Consider the following 17836-nt stretch of genomic DNA (forward strand, 5'->3'; position numbering starts at 1 on the left):
CGGCGGCAAGCTTAGTCGTCAAACTCGGCTTCAAGGCGTGCCCGGCGCCGGCGCTGGCGGCGTTTCCAGTGCCGGGAGACGTGCCAGCGCCAGATAAGCCGGATCGCCAGGTTGGCCAGCGCTGCCAGTACTACCGCGGATAGCAGCGAGCCAAGAAAAAGCGCGGGCACGATGTCGTGTATTTGCTCGGTAAGCCAGCGTATAGACAGGCGCATCGGGGCGATGCGTACGGGGGCGTCGAGAAACAGCGAGCCCAGCCGGTAGTTGGCGTAAAAGATCAGCGGCATGGTCAGCGGGTTGGTAATCCACACCAAACCCACCGCCAGCGCCAGGTTGCAGCGGCTCAGGCGAGCGCCGATGGCAGCGGCAAGCATCTGAAACGGAATGGGCAAAAGCGCACAGAATATGCCCACGCTGAAGGCGTTGGCGACGCTTCGGCGGGTGAGCAGCCAAAGCCTCGAATCAGCGATCAGCGGCGCCATGAAACGCAGCGAGCGCTGGCGTTTCAGCGTATCGGGACGGGGCATGTAGCGCTGCAGAAAACGGCGCGGCATGATGAGGACTCTGGCCTGCGAAGTGCCCCATTATCCATATAGTGGACGGCTTCGGCTATGCAGGCGTAACGGCTACGCAAGTCCCAGGGAGCGGGCAGGCAATGGCGGAGGAGACGCGAAGCGTAACGGGCGGGCTGCGCCGGCGCATGGGGCTGGCCTTGCCTCTGGCCGCCGCCGCACTGCTGGGAGTCGGGCTGGCGGCCACGGATATAGCCGGCCACTATCCGCGGCTGGCCGGCGCGTTGCCGGTGGCGGCGGTGCTGGTGGCGGGGCTTGTCGGACGGCGCCGGCCGCTGTGGGCGATAGGGCTGGCAGTGGCGCTGCTGACCGCCGGCAGCGTTATCCACGAACAGGCCCGCCGGCTGCCCGCCGGGCTCAGCGGTGCCGACCTCAGTGTCAGCGCTCGGGTAATCGAGACCAGTAACCGCGCGGGTATAACGCGTTTGCGACTGGCGATCCGGCGCTGTCAGGCCCCGGCCGGGCTGCCGCGCTGCGATGAACTGGGCAACGTCCGGGTCAGCGTTTACGGCGAGGCGCCCATGCGCCGGGGCGAACGCTGGCAGATGACCCTGCGCCTGCGGCCGCCCCACGGGTTTCGCAACCCCGGCGCCTTCGATTACCAGGCCTGGCTGTGGCGCGAGGGCATTCACGCTACCGGCTACGTGCGTAAGCACCCGGCGCCGGTGCGTATCGCACCGGCCACGGCCGCGCTCAAGCCCGGGGCGCTGGCCTACATCGACCGCCACACAGAGGATGCCGTCACCCGCCGCTGGCTGGCCGCGCTGACGCTGGGTGACAGCGATGCGCTGACGCAGCACGACTGGCAGATGTTAAACGCCAGCGGCACCACCCACCTGGTGGTGATTTCCGGGCTTCACGTAGGGCTGGTGGCCGGGTTCGGCCTGTGGCTGGCGCGCGCGCTTGCCCGCCGGGTCTCGCCTGCTAACTGGCGTCTGCGCGTCTGGCCGTGGTGGTTTGCCGGCGCCTGTGCCGTGGCCTACGCCTGGCTTGCCGGGCTGTCTCCGCCGGCCGTGCGGGCCATGGTCATGGCGCTGGTGGGCCTTTGGGCCCTGGCTGGACGCCACGCGCCCGGCGCCTGGCAGGCGTGGTGGCTGGCGATAGCCGTGATCGCGATATGCGATCCTCTTGCCGTGTGGCGCCCGGGATTCTGGCTTTCGTTTGTTGCCGTGGCCTGGCTGATGGTGATCTGGCAGGGAAGGCGGCGGCCGGCCGGATGGCGCGGCTGGCTGTGGGCGCTGTGCCGTTCTCAGCTGCTGCTCGCCCCGCTCATGGCCGCGGCGGTGCTGCTGGCGTTTGGCCGGGTAGCGCCGCTGGCGCCGCTGATCAATCTGCTGGCCGTGCCCTGGGTGAGCATGGTGATGGTGCCGCTGGCGCTGCTGGGCTGGCTGGCCGCTCCGCTGCCCTACGCCAGCACGCTGCTTTGGGGGCTGTTCGGCCAGGCGCTCGATTTGCTGCGCGCGCTGCTGGCGTTTGCCGTCAAGCTGGCACCGCTATGGGAACCGGCAGCCGAGCAGGTGACCGTCCTTGCCGTGTCGCTGGCGTTGGCTGCGCTGTGCTGGGGGCTGCCGGCCGTGCCCCGATGGCTGCGCGCGGGCAGCGTGCTGCTGGTGGCGCTGATGCTCGCTATGCCGTCGTCGCCGGCGCTGCCCGACGGCGCGCTGCGGGTGCGAGTGTATGACGTAGGGCAGGGCCAGCTGATCGAGCTGCGCACTCGCCGTTCGCGCACGCTTTTTGATGCCGGCCCGCGCTTTCGTTCAGGCTTTATGCCGCTGACGACCCTGTGGCCGCCGGGGCAGCGTTTTGACCGGGTGATTGTCAGCCACGCGGATACCGATCACGCCGGCGGCGCGGCCGCGCTTGCCCGGGATCATCAGGTAGAGCGCTGGCTGGCCCCGCTAGCAAGCACCGTGACAGCCGAGCGCAAGCCTTGCCGGCGCGGCCAGCGCTGGCAGCAAGACGGCGTGACGTTTACGCACCTGTGGCCGCCGGCAGGTGAGCCCGGCGAACTGTCAGCCAACGACCGTTCCTGCGTGCTCCAGGTCGTTGCAGGCGAGCACCGGCTATTGATCACCGGTGACGTGGGCGCCCGGGTCGAACGGCGGCTGCTGACAGCGGCCGACGTGCCGGTCAGCGTGCTGGTGGCCGGCCACCACGGCAGCGCCACGAGTTCCGGCGTGCAGTTTGTGCGGACCGCTGCCCCGCGCCACGTCGTGTTTAGCGCCGGGCGAGATAACCGCTTCGGGCACCCGGCGGATGCGGTGGTGCGTCGCTTTCGCGAGCAGCAAAGCTGCCTTTGGAGCACCGCTCACGACGGCGCGCTGACGTTCTGGCTGGTCCCGGGCGAGCCGCTTCGCGCGCAGGCCGAGCGTAAAGTGCTGCGGCGCGGGCGGTGTTGAAGGGCGCCGGGTTAAGGTAGAATCGCGCTATTGTCCATTAGCGTCGGGAGTCCGCGTGAACGAAACAGGTTGGATGATCTATCGACGCCTGCTGGGCTACGTCAAACCGCACTGGCGGGCGTTTGCCCTGGCCGTGACGGGGTTTGCCATTTATGCCGCGTCAAGCACGGCTCTGGCTGAGCTGATGAAGCGCCTGATTGACGGCATTCAGAACCCGGACGCTGCCTTCCGTGTCTTTCTGCCGCTGTTTGTGATCGGCATGTTCGCCGCCCGCGGGCTGGGGACTTTTCTGAGTACCTACTTTATGGCCTACGTCGGGCGCTACGTGATCCATACGCTGCGCTGCGACGTCTTTGCCCATATGCTGCGCCTGCCGGGCATCTTCTTTGATCATCATTCAAGCGGGCATCTGGTTTCACGGGTGACCTATCACGTGGAGCAGGTGGCCGGCGCGGCCACCAAGGCGGTGACGATTCTGCTGCGCGAAGGCCTTTTCGTGGTAGGGCTTTTGGGCTATCTGCTGTGGACCAACTGGCTTTTAACGCTGCTGTTTCTGGCCGTCACGCCGCTGATCGCGCTGGTGGTCAGCTACGTCAGCAAGCGCTTTCGGCGTATTTCCCGGCGGATTCAGCACTCCATGGGGGATGTGACTCATGTGGCCTCTGAAGCGCTTTCCGGCTATCGCGTGGTGCGTACCCACGGCGCTGAGGCCCACGAAATCCGCCGCTTTGAGGCGGTCAGCGAAGAAAACCGCCGCCAAAGCATGAAAGAAGCCGTCACCAAGGCGGCAAGCTCGCCGGTGATTTTGATGCTGGTGGCCGTATCCATGGCCGTGCTGGTGTGGGTGGCCATGGCGCCTTCGCTGCTCAACGACATGACCCCGGGGGAGTTTGTCGCCTTCATTACCGCCGCCGCCCTGATGGTCAAGCCGGTGCGCCAGCTCACCGAAATCAACAGCCAGATACAGAAGGGCATTGCCGCGGCCACCGAGCTTTTTGGCCTGATCGACGAGCCCACCGAAGACGACAGCGGCGAGCGCCTGCCTCAGCGTTTGCGCGGCGATATCCGCTTTCACGACGTGCGCTTTCGCTACGCCGACGACCAGCCCGACGTGCTCCACGGGATCAATCTGGACGTGGCCGCCGGCGAGCTCATCGCCATCGTTGGGCGCTCGGGCAGCGGCAAGTCAACGCTTGCCAGCCTGCTGCCGCGCTTTTATACCTGCACCGGCGGGCGCATTACCATTGACGGCGTTGACGTTGCCGACTACCAGCTGGGTCCGCTGCGCCGCCAGATTGCCCTGGTGTCTCAGCAGGTAACGCTGTTTAACGCCAGTATCGCCGACAACATCGCCTACGGCACCGCTGATCCTGATCCGGCCGCCATCGAAGCGGCGGCCCAGGCGGCGTACGCCCACGAGTTTATCGATGCGCTGCCTGAGGGCTACCAAGCGCGCGTGGGGGATAACGGCGTGATGCTGTCCGGCGGGCAGCGCCAGCGTCTTGCCATTGCCCGGGCGATTTTCAAAAACGCGCCGATTCTGGTGCTGGACGAGGCGACCTCGGCGCTGGATACCGAGTCCGAGCGCTATATTCAGCAGGCCCTTGAGCACGTCTGCCACGGGCGCACCACTTTGGTAATTGCCCACCGCCTGTCGACCATTGAACGCGCCGACCGCATTGTCGTCATGGAGCAGGGCCGAGTGATTGAGCAGGGCACTCACCGCGAGCTGCTCGAAGCCGACGGCGCCTATGCTGCGCTGCATAGGCTGCAGTTTCAGGACGCCGCGTGAGCCTGGCCGAGCGCTGGGTCAACGCGGCCTATCGGGGCAGTCGGTGGCTGTCTTTGCTGCGCCCCCTGGCCGCGCTGTATCGTCTGGCGTTAGCGCGCCGCCGGCGGGCCTATGTCGCGGGCAAAAAGGCCGCCTGGCGCGCCCCGGTGCCGGTGATCGTGGCGGGCAATATTACCCTTGGCGGCACGGGCAAATCGCCGCTGGTGGCCTGGCTTGTGCGCTGGCTTGGCCAGCGGGGCTATTCGCCGGGGGTGATCACCCGCGGCTACGGCGGCCGAGCGGACTATCCGCTCTGGGTCACGCCGGACACGCCGCCGGCGCAAAGCGGCGACGAGCCTTTGATGCTGGCGCAGCAGACCGGGGCGGCGGTTGTGGCCGACCCTTGCCGCGCACGCGGGGTTAGAGCGCTGGTGGATGCCGGCTGCGACATCGTCGTAAGCGACGACGGGCTGCAGCACCTGGCGCTGGCGCGAGATATCGAACTGGCCGTGGTGGACGGCGCCCGAGGGCTGGGCAACGGCCAGTGCCTGCCGGCCGGCCCCCTGCGCGAGCCGCCCGAACGGCTGCAAAGCGTGGACGCGGTGCTGGTCAACGGCCCGTTGGCCGCGCCTTTAAGCGTGGCCGCGCAGCCCATGCACCTGGCGCCGACGCGCTGGCGCCGGCTGGCCGACGGGCAAACGTTTGCGCTTAGCCCGCTGCCGTTTGCGCTGCCGGTGCGCGGTGTGGCCGGCATCGGCCGGCCGGCGCGCTTTTTTGCCACCCTGGAAGCGCTGGGCGTGCACGGTCGCTGGCAGGGCTATGCCGATCATCACCGCTTCACGGCCGAAGAGCTCAAGGCCGATAACGGGCAGGCGCTGGTGATGACGGCCAAGGACGCGGTGAAATGCCGGGAGCTGGCCCCGCCGGACAGCTGGGTGCTGGACGTCGAGGCCGTGCTGCCCGCTGACTTTGAACGCTGGCTGGCCGCACGGCTGTCAGCTCTTACCTGCAGGAGACAGGCTTATGGATAAACAACTGCTGGCGATGCTGGTATGCCCCTTGTGCCAGGGCAAGCTTGACTATGTGCGCCAGGCCGATGAGCTTTATTGCCGCTATGACGGCCTGGCGTATCCGATAAAAGACGGCATTCCGGTCATGCTGGCCGAAGAGGCGCGGCCGCTGAGCGTGGATGAAAAACTGCCGGCATCGGCGGGCCGCCAGGGAGACGCTTGAATGGCAGTGCCGGCGTTTATTGCGGTGATTCCCGCACGCTACGCCTCGACCCGGCTGCCGGGCAAGCCGCTTCTGCCCATTGCCGGCGAGCCCATGATTGCCCATGTCTGGCGGCGCGCCTGGCAAAGCGGGGCCGCACGCGTGGTGGTTGCCACCGATGACGCGCGTATTCGCGATGCGCTACGGCCCTACGGCGCCGAAGTGGTCATGACGCAAAAGGACCACGCGACAGGCACCGACCGGCTGGCCGAGGTAGCCGAGGCGCTGGCGCTTGACGACGAGGCTTTGGTGGTTAACGTCCAGGGCGACGAGCCGCTGCTGCCCCCGGTGCTGATCGATCAGGTTGCCGCGCGGCTGGCCGACGACGCCGAGGCGTCGATGGCCACGCTCGCCGAGCCGCTCACAGAAGTGGCTTCGCTGTTTAATCCCAACGTGGTCAAGGTGGTGCGAGCCTTTGATGGCCGGGCGCTGTACTTTTCCCGGGCGCCGGTGCCCTGGGACCGCGAACACTTCAGCGGCCCGCCGGCGATGCTGGCCACCGATGCCTGGCTGCGCCATATCGGCATCTATGCCTACCGCGCGGCGTTTTTGCACGCCTTTCGCGACTGGCCGCCGGCGACGCTTGAGCAGCTCGAACAGCTTGAGCAGCTGCGTGCGCTACAGCGCGGCCATATCGTGCAGGTCGCGCTGGCGTGCGTGAACAATCCGCCCGGTGTGGATACGCCGGATGATCTGGCGCGGGTGCGCCACCTGATCGCGGCTTGTGACCATCATTCTGACGGGGAGCCATCATGAAGGTGCTATTTGTCTGCCTGGGCAATATCTGCCGTTCGCCGAGCGCTGAAGGCGTGTTTCGCCGGGCGGTAGAGCAGGCAGGGCTTGCGCTGCGTATTACCGTGGATTCGTGCGGGATCGGCGACTGGCACGCGGGTAATCCGCCCGACGAGCGGGCGCAGGCGGCGGCCAGGCGTCGGGGAATCGACATCAGCGGCCTGCGCGCACGCCAGCTTCGGCGTGAAGACTTTTACGCGTTCGACTACATCCTGCCCATGGACTACGGCAACCTGCGCGATATTCGCGCCATGGCGCCGGACGCGCACGGCGCACACATCGAGCTTTTTTTGGCGTTTGCCGGTATACCTCAAGGCGAAGTGCCGGACCCGTATTACGGCGGCGAGCAAGGCTTTGAAGAGGTGCTCGATATGATTGAGGCGGCCTCCCAGGGCCTGGTCGAGCACATTCAGGCCGCTGGCTAATGCAGCCGTCGGTACCGCGGCTGTGGCAGCCTGACCGGGATCTTACCTGGGCGAATACGCTGGGCCTGCCGTGCCGGGCGGCGTTTTTTGCCGCGCCGACAACGCTTGGCGCCCTGCGCGACTGCCTGGGCGACGCGCGCCGGGCAGGGCACCGCGTTACTTTGCTTGGCGGCGGCAGCAACGTGCTGCTGCCGCCCAGGCTCGGCGGGGCGGTAGTGCGCCCGGCGCTTCGCCAGTGGTGGCTGGAGCGTGCAGGCGAGCGGGTCCGGGCCTACGCAGGGGCGGGGGTGAACTGGCACGGGCTGGTCATGGCGCTCGCCGCCCGCGGGCTCTGGGGGCTGGAAAACCTGGCGCTGATTCCCGGCGACTGCGGCGCCGCGCCGGTGCAAAACATCGGCGCCTACGGAGTGGAGCTGGCCGATGTGCTCTACGCCGTTGACGTGATGTCTCTAAGCGACGGCCGGATGCGTCGGCTATCGCGCCGCGAATGCCGCTTTGGCTATCGCGACAGCATTTTCAAACGCTCGCTGGCAGGCGAGGTGGTAATCACCCGCCTGGTGCTCGAACTTGAGCGCACCCCCCGGCCGGTGCTGGGGTACGGCGACCTGGCCGCGCGGGTCGGGCCGGCGCCCAGCGCGCTGGACGTGGCGCAGGCGGTGAGCGCCATTCGCCGGGAAAAGCTGCCCGATCCTCGCTATATGCCCAACGCCGGCAGCTTTTTCAAAAACCCGATAGTGGACGAGGCGCTCGCCCGGCGGCTGCAGCACGCCTACCCTGATATGCCGCACTTTCCCCAAACGGGCGGAGGCTATAAGCTCGCCGCCGGCTGGCTGATCGAGCGCTGTGGCCTGAAAGGGCGGCGCTTCGGCGCTTTTGGTATACACCCGCGCCAGGCGCTGGTGCTGGTCCATTTTGGCGGCGGCGATCGCGCCGGGCTGGCACGCGTGGCCAAGCAGGTTGCCGATGCGGTCGAGGCACGCTTCGGCGTGGCGCTGGAAATCGAGCCGCGCACGATCAAGGCGTAAGACGGCAGGCAACAGGCACGAAAAAGGCGCCCGCGGGCGCCTTTTTATTATGCCAAGGGCTGGCGATCCGAGCGGTTAACGCGCGATATGCTGGTACTCGCCGGCATCCGCGGTCGTGCGGCTTACCACCAGAATGGCAAGGAAAGAAGCGATAAAGCCGGGAATGATTTCATAGACGCCGGGGCCGCCCATAAAGCTTGCGTTCCAGCCCAGTGCAATCCAGACCATGACGGTCACCGCCCCGACAACCATGCCGGCGATGGCGCCGGCGCCGTTGGTCCGCGACCACATCAGCGAAAGGATGATAAGCGGGCCAAAGGCGGCGCCAAAGCCGGCCCAGGCGTTGCTTACCAGGCCGAGCACCTGAGACTGCGGGTTAGACGCAATGGCAGCGGCTACCAGGCCTACGATGACCACGCTTACCCGGCCGATACCCACGGCCTCTTTTTCCGTGGCGTCTTTACGCAAAAACAGGCGATAGAAGTCTTCGGTAAGCGATGAAGAGGCCACCAAAAGCTGGCTGGAAATGGTGCTCATGATAGCGGCCAGCAGTGCCGCATAGAGAAAGCCTGTGATCAGCGGATGAAACAGCAGCTCGGCGAGGATAATAAAGATGGTTTCCGGATCTTCGATGTCCATGCCGTTGCGGATCGCGTAGGCGCGGCCGAGCACGGCCATGGAGCCCGCCCCGAGAAGCGAGATGAACATCCAGCTCATGCCGATGTTGCGCGCTGCGGGCACGTCTTTCAAACGGCGAATGGCCATGAAGCGCACGATGATGTGCGGCTGTCCGAAATAGCCAAGCCCCCAGGTCACCGCCGAGAGCCAGCCGATAAACGTCAGCCCGTCGGTCCACGAGAGCAGGGTGGGGTCGGTTTCGTTGAGGATTTCCGACGCCTGGGCAAACCCGCCGCCGCCTTCGCCAAAGAGCACAACCAGCGGCATGATCACCAGCGCCAGCATCATGATGCAGCCCTGTACGAAATCCGTCATGCTCACGGCCAGAAAGCCGCCGATAACGGAATAGGCCAGCACGATGCCCAGCGTGAGAATAATACCGGCCGAGTAGTCGCTGATTCCCCCGATGTTGAGCACGTCGGTAAACGCGCTTTCAAACAGCTTGCCGCCCGCTACCAGCCCTGACGCTGTGTACACCGCGAAAAACACCACGATTACAATGGCCGATACGGTCCGCAGCGGTATGGCCCGGGTAGGGAAGCGGTTGGCCAGAAACTGCGGGATGGTGATGGCGTTGCCGTAGTGCACGGTCTGTTCGCGAAGGCGCGGTGCCACCAGAATCCAGTTGGCAAAGGCCCCGACAAACAGCCCTATGCCGATCCAGGCGGAGGCGAAGCCGGAGACAAACATGGCCCCGGGCAGCCCCAGCAGCAGCCAGCCGCTCATGTCGGATGCGCCGGCGGAAAGTGCTGCCACCGGCGCGCTCAGCGAGCGGCCGCCGAGTATGTAGCCCTCCGAGGTCGACGTTGAAGCGCGCATGGCATAAAAGCCGATGCCCAGCATGAGGGCGAAATACGTAAACAGGCTGATCCAGACGCCAATTGCCATGATGATCCCTCCGGTTTGATGCTTGCTGTGTTGTTGTTCTAGTCGTTTCCCATGGCCAGCAGGGAAGCATTACCGCCAAGCGCCGCCGTATTGTTGGTGACGGTTTTTTCCGAGGCAAAGCGCTGCAGATAGTTGGGACCGCCCGCCTTGGGGCCGGTGCCTGAAAGCCCTTGGCCGCCGAACGGCTGTACGCCAACGACGGCACCGATGATGTTGCGATTGATATAGACGTTGCCGGCGCGGATTTTCCGCGCGATATCGGCAGCGAAAGCGGCATTGCGGCTGTGAACGCCAAACGTCAGCCCGTAGCCGCGCGCATTGATGGCGTCGATGACCTGATCGAGCTCGCTGGCCTTGTAGCGCACGATGTGCAGGATAGGACCGAATTTTTCGCTTTGCAGCGCGTCGATGCCGTCAATGGCAAACGCCGTGGGTGCGACGAACGTGCCGTGCTGGGTGGCCTCGTCGTCCAGCGGCGTCTGGGCAATCAGCCGGCCCTGGGCTGTCAGCGCATCGATATGCGCCTGGAGCTGTTCCCGGGCGTCTTCGTCGATCACCGGCCCCACATCGGTGCCCAGATCACGCGGGTCGCCCACGCGCAGCTCGGCCATGGCGCCTGTCAGTATGCCGATAACGCGATCGGCCACGTCTTCCTGCAGGTAGAGCACGCGCAGCGCCGAGCAGCGCTGCCCGGCGCTTTGGAAAGCCGACTGGATAACGTCGACGACCACCTGTTCGGGCAGGGCGGTGGAGTCCACGATCATGGCGTTGAGCCCGCCGGTTTCGGCGATCAGCGTGGGCAGCGGGGCGTTTTCCCGCGCGGCCAGCGAGCGGTTGATGACCTGAGCGGTGTCGGTGCCGCCGGTAAAGGCGACCCCGGTAATGCGCGGATCACCGGTGAGCACGCTGCCCACGGTCTTGCCGTCGCCGGGCAGCAGCTGTACTACGTTGCGCGGCATGCCGGCGGCGTAGAGCAGCTCAACAACGCGATGGGCAATCAGCGATGTCTGCTCGGCGGGCTTGGCCAGCACGGTGTTGCCCGATACGGCGGCGGCGACCATCTGGCCGCAGAAAATGGCCACGGGGAAGTTCCACGGGCTGATGGCGGCAAACACGCCCTTGCCGCCCATCTGCAGGGTGTTGGATTCGCCGGTGGGGCCGGGCAGCTCAATCGCCTCGGCAAAAATGTCTTCGGCGCGCATGGCGTAGTAGCGGCAGAAATCCACCGCTTCCTTGATTTCATCCACGCCGTCGGTGAGAAGCTTGCCGCCCTCTCGGGAGCACAGCGTCATCAGCTCGGCCATGTGGGATTCCAGCAGATCGGCAAAGCGGCGCAGAATGGCGGCGCGCTCGGTAGCCGGCGTGGCCTCCCAGTCGGCAAACGCGGCCCAGGCGGCGTCGAGCGCGCGGGCGGTTTGCTCGGCGGTCACCCATTGGATGCTGCCCAAACGCTGGCGCCGATCAAAAGGGCAGGTGACGGCGTGGGTGCTGGCGGCGTTGTCTTCTACCTCAAAGGCCAGCAGCGGCCGGGCGGTGTAGGTTTTATCCATAAACCCGGCCATCTGCTCCATGAGCGGGTCGTAATGGCTGCGAATGTTGAGGTTGACCCCCCGGGCGTTGGGCCGCCGCGGGCCGTAAAGATGCTGGGGTAGCAAAATGCGCGGGTTGGAATAGGTGTCGTGGGCGGCCAGGGTGTCAACGGGGTGCTCGCACAGAGACTCCACGGGTACGTCCGGATCGACGATCTGGTGGACGAACGAAGAGTTGGCGCCGTTTTCCAGCAGCCGGCGTACCAGGTAGGGCAGCAGGTCCTTGTGCGCGCCGACCGGGGCGTAAATGCGGCAGTAGGTGCCCTGGGGCGCGCGCTTGAGTGCGGCGTCGTAAAGCGCCTCGCCCATACCGTGCAGGCGCTGGAACTCGAACGGCCGATCGTAGCGGTTGGCGTGGTCGAGAATGGCGGTGACGGTGTGGGCGTTGTGCGTGGCGAACTGCGGGAAAATGCGGCCCTGGGTATCGTGGGACAGCAAAAACTCGACGCAGGCAAGGTAGGCCACGTCGGTGCCGGCCTTGCGGGTGAATACCGGATAGCCCTCGACGCCGAGCTGCTGGGATTCCTTGACCTCGGTATCCCAGTAGGCGCCCTTGACCAGCCTAAGCGGGATTTCATCGCCCTGCTGGTCGGCCAGCCGGTTGACGTAGTGCAGCGTAGGCAGGGCGCGCTTGGCGTAGGCCTGCACCACCAGCCCGAAGCGTCCCCAGCCCCGGGCGGCGTCGCTTTCGTAGACCGCGCGGAAGACTTCCAGGGAGAGCTCCAGGCGGTCCACCTCTTCGGCGTCGATGGTAAGCTCAACGTCCAGCGCCCGGGCGGTGCTGACCAGCTCTTTGACGGTCTCCACCAGCTCGGTGAGAATCTGTTCCCGGCGGCCGAACTCGTAGCGCGGGTGCAGGGCAGAAAGCTTGATGGAAACCGACGGCGCCGGCGTGGCGTCGCTTAGATGTTCGCGCGTTTTGCCCACGCGGCGGATGGCGTTTTGGTAGTCGCTGAAGTAGCGCCGGGCGTCGTCCCGGGTGCGCGCGGCTTCGCCGAGCATGTCGTAGGAATAGGTGTAGCCCTTGTCGAACAGCGGCTTTGAGCGCTTTAAGGCCTCGTCGATATCGCGGCCGAGCACGAACTGGCGGCCCATGATCTTCATGGCTTCCACCATGGCGCGGCGAATCACCGGCTCGCCCATGCGGTTGACCATGCGGTTGATAAACCCGGCGGGCTGGCCGTCTTTGTCGTCGTCAAGCTTGAGCACTCGCCCGGTCATCAAAAGCCCCCAGGTCGAGGCGTTGACCATCCACGATTCGCTTTTGCCGACGTGGGCGTTCCAGTCGGCGGGGCCAAGCTTGTCTTCAATCAGGGCGTCCGCGGTGGCCTTGTCGGGAATGCGCAGCATGGCCTCGGCCAGACACATCAGCATCAGCCCTTCGTGGGTGTCCAGGCTGTACTGCTGAAGCAGCTCGTCGATGGTGTCGACGGCCGTGTCCATGTTGCGCACTTCACGCACCAGCGAAGCGGTGTCCTCTTCTATGCGGGAGAAGGCCTCGCGGTCGGTGTCCAGCAGCTTGACCAGCTCGTGGACAAAACGATCCTCGTCGACAATATAGTGCTGGCTGATACGCTCTAACAGCGTATCGGGATCGGTTTGCCAGGTGGCTGAGTCACGCAGTGTCTTGGCATTGAGCATTGAAGCCCCCGGAAGAAGAGGTGTGATCGGATAGTACGCTGCCCGCCGGCGGGTGCTGAAAAGCCGGTGGCCCCAGGCAGGGCGCTATCGGGAAACGCAATCCATCCATGATAAACGTCCTGGCAAGCCGTTCTCTCCAATACTTTAGTTGCATTGCAAAAAGCTCGCCAGTGACGTTGATAAATCTCACCGGCGGCGTAAACGCTGATGCGCGGCCAGGTGGTCGCGCAGCGCTTGAAGCTCTGCCTGGCCGGTGGCGTTGAGCAGCGGCTTGCCCTGAGCGATCTGCCAGCGCCGGCCGTGTTCTTCCATCAGGTGAGCGGCCCTTCGGCGCACGCGCTCCAGATACTCATCGTGGCGAATCGGATAGCCGATCAGGGTGTGCCATTCGCTTTCGCTGACGTGGCTTGTCAGCGCCTTGTCAAACAGCGCCAGTAAATCATCGGTTTCGGTACGATAGCGCGGCGTGCGCGTCGACAGCAAAACGGCGACAGTGGCGCCGATAACCAGCAGGCAAACGCCAAACACCAGCAAGTAAAGGGCCATTGGGCGGCTCCCGGCCTGTGCGTAGCGGCTACGCAGCATAGTGGATAAAACGCCACTGCATTATACGCAGACAAATCTGCCGGGAAAGCATACCGGCAAGTGAACTTTTGCGACGCGCGCTGTCAGAGACGGTACCGGTCGCATAGCGAGAGCAGTCGCCAAGGCTGTTGCCTTGCCAACATTGTGAGACTGGCTATTGTTTCGATCCCTTGCTTGCGCTGCCTTCGGGCAGCGCTTTTTTGTCTGCGCGCACGCGGCCAAGGCAGTTGAATAATGCGCCGGCGGCCGCCATCTTGGGCGCAGCCCTTTTTAGCGACTGACCCGCCAGGAGCAGGCCCATGGATGCACGCGAGTATTTAAGCCGCAAAGGTGTGGCGCTGGACAGCGATCCGGACCGCCCGAATACGCTGGAAGAAAAAGCCTGGGAGCGCGCCCGGCAGGCCGGCCAGCACCGTCCAAAAACAGGCACGCCCCACGACTGGGAAGACTGGGAGCGCTACCACGACGATCTGGCCGACAAAGCGGCCGGCCTGGAGCAGAAAATCGACAGGCAGGCCCATCGCCGGCAGGAACAAAAACAAGCGCCGAGCGCAGGCGTCACGCCGGAAAAAACAAGCCAGCCCGCCGCCGAAGCCATCAAGCCGGCCAGCGCTGCGGTCGGGCATTTCACCCCGCCCGCGCGGGAACAATCGCCCGAGCTGCACATGCCTTGCGTCCCCGAGGAAGACACCCCGGCGGTGCTGAATGTTGCCTACGCCGCACTGGCGGTGCTGCTGCCGCCGCTGGCCGTGGGGCTGAGCGAGGGCAACGGCCGGCGCGTGGCGATCAGTGCGGCGTTGACCCTGCTGCTGTGGATACCCGGCGTTATCTATGCCGTTGCCTGGCTGCGCCGCCGCTGACGCTATTGGGCCGTGCTGCCCGAGCCGGTATACTCGAGTAAACGTTTTTTAAAAAAGAGGTTTACTTTGGGCTATCTTGTGGGCGTGACCGGGCTTTGGGCGTTTTCCTTTTCGCTGATCGGCGCGTATCTGGCCGGCCAGGTCGACGGCTATTTTGCCGTACTGGTGCGGGTTTTGCTTGCCTCGCTGGTGTTTCTGCCGTTTTTGCGCCCGCGCCGGCTGCAGGGCAGAAAGCGCCTGGCGCTGATGGCGATCGGCGCGCTGCAGCTGGGCGTTATGTATCTGTTTTTTTATCAGTCGTTTTTGCTGCTGTCGGTGCCGGAAGTGCTGCTGTTTACCGTGCTGACGCCGGTTTATATTGCCCTGCTTGACGATGCGCTGTTTGGCCGTTTCACCCCGCTTTATCTGTTGACCGCGCTGCTGGCCGTGGCGGGCGCGGCGGTGATCCGCTATGACGGCGTGCGCGGTGATTTCTGGCTGGGCTTTGGCGTGGTGCAGGGGGCCAACCTGTGTTTTGCGTTGGGCCAGGTCGGCTACCGGCGGCTGGCCGCTACGCTGCCGGCGTCGCTTGCCTGGCACAGCGTATTCGGCTGGTTTTTTCTCGGCGCGCTGGCGGTAGCTCTGCCGGCCTTTTGGCTGCTGGGCGATCGCTCGGCGCTGCCGCACACCGCCACGCAATGGCTGGTGCTTGGCTGGCTGGGGCTGGCGGCGTCCGGCGGCGGCTATTTTCTCTGGAATCGCGGGGCGGTTCGGGTCAACGCCGGGGTGCTTGCGATTATGAACAATGCCCTGGTGCCGGCCGGACTTGCGGTGAACCTGGTGCTCTGGAATCGCGAGACAGAGCTTGGCCGGCTGGCGCTGGGTGGGGCGATTATCATAGCGTCTTTGTGGCTCAACCAGCGGTTTTATCACCGGCGGCAAGCGCTTGTGCCACGCGCCGGCAACGGCTGAGGCATTTGCCCCTTGCCGCCCGGGCCGACATAATGCAGGCCGATGCCAACGGGTTGCCTCAATGACTGATACAGCTTCTGCTACCGGCGCACCGGATGCACCCGGCAGCGCCCGGCCTTTTGCCACCATCGGCCTGATCGGCCGGCTGGGCAGCGACGAGGTCGTCGATTCTTTAAAGCGCCTGATTCGCTATCTGGGTGAGCGCGACTATCGCGTAGTCGTCGAAGATCGCACCGCTACGGTGATTCCCGACCACGGCATGCCCGAAACCAGCCGCCGGGCGCTGGGCGAGCTTTGTGACCTGGTGATCGTGGTGGGCGGCGACGGCAGCCTGCTCGGAGCTGCGCGGACGCTGTGCGCAACCGGTACGCTGCTGCTGGGCGTGAACCGCGGCCGGCTGGGGTTTCTGACCGACATTTCCCCTTGCGAGCTGGAAGACCGGGTCGGCGAGGTGCTGGCCGGCCACTTCGAACGTGAAGAGCGCTTTTTGCTCGACGCCGAGCTGTACCGCAGCGGCGTGGCGGTAGGCCACGGCGAGGCGCTCAACGAGGTCGTCGTGCATTCGGGCAAGGCCGTGCGCATGATCGAATTCGAGCTGTTCGTGGACGGCCAGTTTGTTTACAGCCAGCGCAGCGACGGGCTGATCATCGCCACGCCCACCGGCTCTACGGCCTATGCGCTGTCCGGCGGCGGGCCGATCATGCACCCGCGGCTTGAAGTGGTCACGCTGGTTCCCATGTTTCCGCATACGCTGTCCAGCCGGCCGGTGGTGCTCGACGCCGCCAGCGAGATTCGCATTCACATCGGCGAAACCAACCTGGCGTATCCCCACGTCAGCTGCGACGGCCAGACCCGGGCCGTGGCCAAGCCCGACGACGTGCTGGTGATCAAGCGCAAGCCCGAACGGGTACAGCTGGTGCATCCGCTGGGCCACAACTTTTACGAAGTGCTGCGCAGCAAGCTGGGCTGGAGCCACCGGCTGGGAGATTGAGCATGTCCAAACCGCGGCTGGAAGGCTACGACCTGATCGGCGACGTTCACGGCTGTGGCGCCACCCTGGTCACGCTGCTGGAAAAACTCGGCTATGAATGTCGCGCCGGCGTGTATCGCCATCCTCGGCGCAAGGTGATCTTTCTCGGTGACCTGATCGACCGCGGGCCGCGCATTCGCCTGGCGGTCACCGTAGCCCGGCGCATGGTGGAAGAGGGCGAGGCGTATATCGTCATGGGCAATCACGAGTATAACGCGCTGACCTACAGCTACCCGGCGCCCGCCGGCAGCGGCAAGCGCTGGTTGCGCGAGCACACCCCGCGCAACAACCGCCTGATCCGCGAGACCCTGGAGCAGTACTACGACTACACCAACGAGTGGGAAGACACCCTGGCCTGGTTCAAGACTATCCCGCTGTGCCTGGAAATCGACGGCATTCGCGTGGTGCACGCCTGCTGGGACCAGGCGCTGATCGACCGGCTGCTGGCGCGCCGGCCGGACGCCTGCATGGACGATGCGTTTCTCAAAGAGTCTGTCGATGCCTCGACCGAAGCGTTCCGCATTCTGGACCGCCTGACCCGCGGCGCCAATATCCCGCTGCCCCGGGGCATCCAGATCCACTCCGGAGACGGCTTTACGCGCCAAAGCTTTCGCGCACATTTCTGGAGCGAAGACCCCGTGGTGTGGGGGGATGTGGTATTTCAGCCGGACAACCTGCCCGGGGATCTGGAGTCGCGGCTGCTCAAGCCGGGAGAGCGCCGCCGCCTGAGCTATTACGGCGGCGATCAGCCGCCGCTGTTTATCGGCCATTACTGGTGTGAAGGCGTGCCTGCGCTGCCGACTCACAACATTGCCTGTCTGGACTACAGCGCGGTGAAATACGGCCGTCTGGTGGCGTATCGCTGGAGCGGTGAGCAAACGCTCAACGCCGATCGCTTCGTCTGGGTGCACGTTCCCCGGGAAGAAAGCCTGCTGTCGGGCTGAGCGCATTTTACTTTCCGTTACATTTTTTTCAGCAACGCGGTGAACTTTCCATGCCGGTGGCCGTCAGAGTAGGTGTTCCCTTGAATGATCCCTTGCTTTTTCCGGCGGCTTCCACCGCCGGATTTTTTCGTCTGGACGTTTGTTTTTCTGCCCCGTGACCTTTTTTTGTTCGTGGCATGAGTCGTCTTGTTCGCTGTGTCATGCTAAGCACGCAGCCGGTGCGCGACGCTGAAGATGTTTCACGCGCGCCTTTGCGTAAGAAAGTTTGCCAAGAAAACTTGCTAAGAAAGCTTGCTAAGAAAGTTTCGGTGTAACTATTTAGCTCATGCTGCCTGATCCAGCTCGTCCTCTCGCATGAAGGCAGGCACCTCACCGGCAAACAGTTGCTCCAGCGCCGTGTGCGCCGCCAGGCCC

Annotated in this window: 15 protein-coding genes; 11 read left to right on the top strand and 4 right to left on the bottom strand. The window is 65.0% G+C overall.

The features are described 5' to 3' along the window. Window positions 1–11 precede the first annotated feature (11 nt). A complete protein-coding gene (locus tag ABD654_RS08640) occupies window positions 12–554 on the bottom strand; it encodes a DUF2062 domain-containing protein (RefSeq protein WP_344704275.1) in 543 nt (180 codons plus the stop codon). 101 nt (window positions 555–655) lie between these two features. On the opposite strand from ABD654_RS08640, the gene ABD654_RS08645 reads away from it, so the two are divergent. The 7 genes from ABD654_RS08645 to murB all read left to right on the top strand — a co-directional run bounded on the left by ABD654_RS08645 (window position 656) and on the right by murB (window position 8256). Continuing rightward, entirely contained in the window at window positions 656–2971 is a 2316-nt protein-coding gene (locus tag ABD654_RS08645) for a DNA internalization-related competence protein ComEC/Rec2 (RefSeq protein ID WP_344704277.1), read from the top strand. A gap of 73 nt (window positions 2972–3044) precedes the next feature. Next, window positions 3045–4763: a lipid A export permease/ATP-binding protein MsbA gene (gene msbA, locus ABD654_RS08650; protein WP_425552749.1), complete on the top strand. Its 1719-nt coding sequence runs from the start codon at window positions 3045–3047 to the stop codon at window positions 4761–4763. Further along, on the top strand, window positions 4760–5773 hold the full coding sequence (gene lpxK, locus ABD654_RS08655; RefSeq protein WP_344704281.1) for a tetraacyldisaccharide 4'-kinase: 1014 nt from the start codon (window positions 4760–4762) through the stop codon (window positions 5771–5773). The genes msbA and lpxK overlap by 4 nt, the downstream gene beginning before the upstream one ends. Further along, window positions 5766–5975, top strand: coding sequence for a Trm112 family protein (locus tag ABD654_RS08660; RefSeq protein WP_344704283.1), 210 nt, complete (start codon window positions 5766–5768; stop codon window positions 5973–5975). The genes lpxK and ABD654_RS08660 overlap by 8 nt, the downstream gene beginning before the upstream one ends. Further along, window positions 5976–6770 carry a 3-deoxy-manno-octulosonate cytidylyltransferase gene (gene kdsB, locus ABD654_RS08665; protein ID WP_344704285.1) on the top strand — a complete coding sequence of 265 codons (795 nt, stop codon included), beginning with the start codon at window positions 5976–5978 and terminating at the stop codon, window positions 6768–6770. Further along, window positions 6767–7231, top strand: coding sequence for a low molecular weight protein-tyrosine-phosphatase (locus tag ABD654_RS08670; RefSeq protein ID WP_344704287.1), 465 nt, complete (start codon window positions 6767–6769; stop codon window positions 7229–7231). Before kdsB ends, ABD654_RS08670 begins: the two co-directional genes overlap by 4 nt. Further along, window positions 7231–8256 (top strand): UDP-N-acetylmuramate dehydrogenase, encoded by a 1026-nt coding sequence (gene murB, locus ABD654_RS08675; protein ID WP_344704290.1) that lies wholly within the window; start codon window positions 7231–7233, stop codon window positions 8254–8256. The genes ABD654_RS08670 and murB overlap by 1 nt, the downstream gene beginning before the upstream one ends. A gap of 75 nt (window positions 8257–8331) precedes the next feature. Here the strand turns inward: murB and putP are convergent, their stop codons facing one another. The 3 genes from putP to ABD654_RS08690 all read right to left on the bottom strand — a co-directional run bounded on the left by putP (window position 8332) and on the right by ABD654_RS08690 (window position 13598). Next, entirely contained in the window at window positions 8332–9822 is a 1491-nt protein-coding gene (putP, locus tag ABD654_RS08680; protein WP_344704292.1) for a sodium/proline symporter PutP, read from the bottom strand. Between the two features lie 38 nt (window positions 9823–9860). Beyond that, window positions 9861–13052, bottom strand: coding sequence for a bifunctional proline dehydrogenase/L-glutamate gamma-semialdehyde dehydrogenase PutA (putA, locus tag ABD654_RS08685; protein WP_344704294.1), 3192 nt, complete (start codon window positions 13050–13052; stop codon window positions 9861–9863). Window positions 13053–13238: 186 nt separating this feature from the next. Next, entirely contained in the window at window positions 13239–13598 is a 360-nt protein-coding gene (locus tag ABD654_RS08690) for a hypothetical protein (protein ID WP_344704296.1), read from the bottom strand. 338 nt (window positions 13599–13936) lie between these two features. On the opposite strand from ABD654_RS08690, the gene ABD654_RS08695 reads away from it, so the two are divergent. From ABD654_RS08695 to ABD654_RS08710, 4 genes are all read left to right on the top strand, one after another. Next, entirely contained in the window at window positions 13937–14497 is a 561-nt protein-coding gene (locus ABD654_RS08695) for a YqaE/Pmp3 family membrane protein (protein WP_344704298.1), read from the top strand. A gap of 66 nt (window positions 14498–14563) precedes the next feature. After that, the gene (locus ABD654_RS08700) at window positions 14564–15448 is read left to right on the top strand and encodes an EamA family transporter (protein WP_344704300.1); all 885 of its coding nucleotides are present in this window, start codon (window positions 14564–14566) and stop codon (window positions 15446–15448) included. Window positions 15449–15509: 61 nt separating this feature from the next. After that, window positions 15510–16439, top strand: a complete 930-nt coding sequence (locus ABD654_RS08705) for an NAD(+) kinase (RefSeq protein WP_344704302.1) — start codon at window positions 15510–15512, stop codon at window positions 16437–16439. Between the two features lie 2 nt (window positions 16440–16441). Continuing rightward, complete coding sequence (locus ABD654_RS08710; RefSeq protein ID WP_344704304.1) at window positions 16442–17422, top strand: metallophosphoesterase; 981 nt, start codon at window positions 16442–16444, stop codon at window positions 17420–17422. Window positions 17423–17836 lie beyond the last annotated feature (414 nt).

Source organism: Halomonas cibimaris, assembly GCF_039537045.1.
GTDB lineage: Bacteria > Pseudomonadota > Gammaproteobacteria > Pseudomonadales > Halomonadaceae > Vreelandella > Vreelandella cibimaris.